The sequence below is a fragment of the Xanthomonas sp. GPE 39 genome (assembly GCF_000963005.1).
Taxonomy (GTDB): domain Bacteria; phylum Pseudomonadota; class Gammaproteobacteria; order Xanthomonadales; family Xanthomonadaceae; genus Xanthomonas_A.
In genome coordinates this window covers 1-4,568 of sequence record NZ_JZHZ01000006.1, presented here as the reverse complement: position 1 = coordinate 4,568, position 4,568 = coordinate 1, and the positions used below count along the sequence as shown (strand labels likewise).

Sequence of the window (4,568 nt, the reverse complement as noted above, 5' to 3'; positions counted from 1 at the left end):
CTGGGCTGCCCCTGCTTGCCTTGCGCTACCCGCAAGATCGAACGCAAATCGTTGACCATGGCCTCAAAGCAGACAGCCTGTAACCACCGTTGGGTTTGCTGGTAGACCGCCTCCCACGGCGGAAACTCATGTGGAATCAAGCGCCAGGGCGCCCCGGCTCGCGCCATCCAGCGCAATGCGTTGAACATCAAGCGCAGGTCATACTTGCGCTGCCGTGCCTGCGGATCCATCAGCGTCAAATAGGGTGCAGCGAAGGCCCATTCTTCATCGGATACGTCGGTCGGATAGGAGCATGCTGGCTTCATCCGCTTACGATAGCCGCGAAAGCCTCAAGTTCATAACACGCTCTAAGCACTCACTGAAAACCATGGCAGCACCCGGGATGCTCGCCAAATCTCGGAGCGGATCATGGTAAGGGGCTGAGGGCAGTCTGGGGATATGGTTTTTTATGGCGCGATAGAGTTTGTAGCGACCCACCTGATATTTGTCGTCGTCCGTGAGTTCAGCCTCAACATTTAGAAGGACGCGGTTACGAAGCTTGAAGCGCTCAACATCATCTAACTCGGTCACGTGTGCTGCTCCGTTTCAGGTCGATGGAGGCGTCATTAGAGGATGTATTGCCTAAATCCCTTAGTTGTGTGTCAAAGCATTTGGTCCAGCATCGCGAAGTGTCCGGCTCCTGACCAAAGTGATCGATTGCCAACGACATACACCGCCTCCTTGGCGCGCGTGACTGCAACATTGAGGAGGTTTGGCGTGGATCCAGCCCATCCTCGTGCACCGTGCTGGGAAGACTGCGGAGCACCCAATACGAAAATCACGGCTTGTGCTTCCCGGCCTTGGACCGTATGCACGGTGCCAATGCGCTCTTTGGTCCACTCGTAAGGGTTATCCACCCAACCGTTGAGCAAGCCTGAGCGACGGGCCAAGTCTCGAAGTTCGTCCTGCACCACGACAAATGGCGTGACGATATAAAGATCAGGCTCGATGCTGGCTGCATGCAACGCCCGCAGGAGTGCTACCACTTGCTCGCCTTCCTCAAGTGAATACTTATCGCGCCCACTTCCGCGAATATCGATCCAGCGCGATTGACCCAAGACATCCCGGATGAGCGAAGCCTCAGGCACTTTGGCTTGAACCATGAGGTTGTTGTAAGCAACCCGGTTGGAAATATCGAACATCGGCGAGGCGCAGCGCCTGTGGACCAGAAGCGGCGCGCCAACCGCGCGAGAACCTGAGGTAGTTTCAAAGCGCGCGCAATGCAAGCTTCCGTCGTCAGCAAGCGTTTGAGCAGAAGCGTTAGGAGCAGCAAAGCGATCTGGATCAACCTTGAACTCGCGCATCACTGCTTGCGTGAGCACGGGTGGCAGCGGCACCACAGGCTCTACCTGCAATGGATCGCCCACAATGAGCGCGTGCTTGGTGCGAAGCAACGCGCCAACAACCGACTGAGGTGTCGCTTGGCCAGCTTCATCGACGAGCAACCAACCTAGGCTCTCGTCAGGAAGCTGGTTGAACATGCGCTCGACTGACGCAAAGGCAGTGGAAATAACTGGCACCACAAGAAATAGGCTTGCCCAGAGATCTGCTGCCAAGTGCTTGCGATCAGAGCCTAGCTTGAAGTTGCCGCCGACAAGGCCATTCAAGTTGCGAAGGAGCGGCAAGGCTGCCGCGTCGATGAACGCGCGGTGGACAGCCACTGCGGCTTCAAACAGCTCGGATCGCTGGGCTTGAAGCTGGCGATCCAGCCAAGGCAACGCCAAATTCTTCGCGCCGTGCTCAAGATGGTGGAAGCTTGCATCAAGCACACAGGCACCATCACCCACTTGAATGCTTCCGCATTGAGCAAGGGCCTTGTCCAGTTCAGCCTTTGCTGTGGCGTGAGATGCGGCGGCATTACGGGCAGCTTTGTGCGCTTGCTCAGATGCTTCGAGTGCCGCATCTTCTTTGGACTTTGCTTTCCGGTAGGCACCTTGTGCTTGCTCATGCGCGCGAGCAAGATGGGTATGTGCAGCTTCCCACTGCTTAGCGATGCTCGAACCAAACAGGCGCTTTAGGGCAAACAGTGCAGGACGCCCGCGCTCGTGTCGGCTCAGTGCTTCCCGGCTGTTTTCAAGCTGGCTCCTACTGTCGCTTGATGCCGCTTGCGCTGTCTGCCAAGTCTCCATAGCTACGGCAACACTTCGCTCAGCATCGGTCCTTTGCCGTGAGGCGTGTTGCTCGCGCTCCCGCAGAGAGGGTAGCGCGCCAAGCGCCTGTCGAAGCGACTCCAACTCTGTCAGGCGCACGCGCACTCGTGCTGAGCAGGTTCGGAACTGCTGCCTCGCTTGCTGCCAACGCGTCATTGCTTCAGCTGGATTTGAGGGGGCTTGGCAAAGCTCAGCTAGACCTTCGGGGTCGGATTCTTGGCGCGGCGTGACGCCGCTGACGCGTTCTAGGTAGGTCTTGAATGAAAGACGCGACTCAGTCCAAAACGCTTTCCGAAAGCGCGAGCGATTAGTCGCATTGCCTAAGACAGCTGCGGAAAGGCCCCAGGCATTTTTTCCAAGCAGTTGGGTTGCTAACGGCTCGAAGTAGCGAAGCGTGCTTTCGGAGGCAATAGATTTGAGCGCCGGGATTTCTTCGCTGACATTCTCGACCGCCTTGTTGTTCGAGCTTGCCACGACCATTTCAAAGCCGCGAAGCGATGGATCCGGCGCGAAAAGTTCTTGGGTCTCGCCCTTGATGCGTTTGCTCCATGCGGACTTGAAGGCCTTCTTGGGATCATCGAAGGCGCACATGGCCTCAGCCCGACGCGTCAGCTGGTCGGCCACGACATCGCGCAGTAGCGTGCTCTTGCCCGTGCCAGGCGGGCCATTGACGCCAAGCAGCGGGCTCGTCCTAGGCAATTGCGAGGCTAGGTTCACCGCTACTTGCTGTAAAAGCGCCGGACGCTGGTTAGGTGGAGTGACCCAGCGCCCAAGGGGCGCAATGGCAGGCGACAACGCTTGGTCAAGCGCTTGGGGGTCATGCAAAAGATCATGCCGCTCCGATGGCTTGGTCTGCCCCAAAAAGCGCGCCAATGCGGGCGGAAGCTTTTGACGCATCGCGCGATCCTTAGCTTGGGCTAGGTCGCGCAAGAAGAAGCTGTTCAGCAATAGCGGATCCGGGACGAGGCTGCTTCGAAAGCCTATATAGGCAGCCACAGCAAATTGTGGGCCTTGCACCAGATCGGCAGGAAGTCCGAGGGTTTGCACCAGCCAGGAGAAGGCCTTTTGGAGCGTGGCGTAAGCAATCGGAGTATCTGTCCCACTTGGATCGGGGCGAAGCTGTTTGGTCAGGCCCTCAATCAGGCGTCCTTCCTCCTGTGTCCAAGCAGCCAAGCGTTGCAATGAGCCGCTGAGTGCCACAGGCAATCCCCAGCCAAAAGCCGAGAGGGACACTGGCATGTCGCCAGCCAGCAGTCCGTCTTTGTCGACCAGGATCGACGCCAGAACGACTTCGCCCTTGATGTTGGGCGGATTGGGGCGTGCGTCTTGAAAGCGCGTCAGAAGCTTGCCGAAAGCAGGTTCAGCGGCAAGCGTTCCGAGGACGATGTGGAAGTAGACCTTGAAGTTTGGCTTGGAGCGCGCGGAGCCGCCATCCCAAGGCAGCCCTGGTCCAATCGAAACGATATTCTGCGCAATGTTGCTCGCAAGCTCTGCTCGGCGCTTGAAGGTCGTGGGTGAGAGCACTTCTAGAGCTGACCAAGCATCGAGGATGTCCGGAGCGCGATTGGTGTAGTTCACCGGTTTGGGTTCAGACGGCGGGATGTTGGTCCCAGGTGGATGCTCCGTCGTATTGTTCGTCTCAGGACGAGGACGGGGGCGCGTTGGCTCGGTTGGGGCGGCCGGTGGACCAGGCGGCGCCTGCTTGTGCGCGTTGTCAGCCCGTGCCTGTGCCCGGTAGCGATCCAAGGCATTGAGCACCTCGGTGCCAAGCTCCTTGGCACGCGGAGTTCGACGAAAGCCAAGTTCCTCCGCGAGTTCGGCAAGCGTGGCCTCGTCGGAAAGGGATGCAGCGTAAAGCTCTTCGAGCTGGTCGATGGATTTAGATAGATGCGGGCGGCTCATCCGTAGGCTTAGCTAAGTGGGCTACCTAGGCAGTGTAGGACAAGCTCTGGCGCTAGCAAGGCTTTGGAGGGAAAGTGCCTTGACGAAATGCCTAGCTGCCCTATCTTGACAAGAGGGGTAGATATGAAGAGACCATTCAGGCAAAAGATTAAGAAAGCCATCCAGTCCAATAGCGCAGCGGAAGCAGCCAAGCTTTGCCGAGCACAACCCGATGTCGATCAAGCTGCTCGCGAGGCCATCATGGAAGCGGTTGGACTTGATCAAGAGACCATCGCTGAACATCTATTGCCGCTATTGAAGCCCTCATGGCAGAGCGAGCCCTTGGTGACCGCCGCCAAATTTGGGAAGACTGAGCTTGTCCGAAAGCTCATCCCGTTTTGCGATGCTGAGGATGACGAGGCATTGGTGTGATACGCCCAGGGTTCCGTAGACACTCAAGACCCTCGTTGCGCGTAGCGCCGTTCAAACTCTACAGGA

Annotated in this window: 3 protein-coding genes; 1 reads left to right on the top strand and 2 read right to left on the bottom strand. The window is 57.8% G+C overall.

The window, feature by feature from the left end:
* A partial coding sequence (locus XALGPE39_RS00065; RefSeq protein WP_045726476.1) for a transposase occupies positions 1–305 on the bottom strand: 305 nt, incomplete at its 3' end.
* A gap of 336 nt (positions 306–641) precedes the next feature.
* Positions 642–4,091, bottom strand: coding sequence for a DEAD/DEAH box helicase (locus tag XALGPE39_RS00055; RefSeq protein ID WP_045726474.1), 3,450 nt, complete (start codon positions 4,089–4,091; stop codon positions 642–644).
* A 123-nt stretch (positions 4,092–4,214) separates the two neighbouring features.
* Between XALGPE39_RS00055 and XALGPE39_RS00050 the strand changes: the two genes are divergently transcribed.
* Positions 4,215–4,502 (top strand): hypothetical protein, encoded by a 288-nt coding sequence (locus XALGPE39_RS00050; RefSeq protein ID WP_045726473.1) that lies wholly within the window; start codon positions 4,215–4,217, stop codon positions 4,500–4,502.
* Positions 4,503–4,568 lie beyond the last annotated feature (66 nt).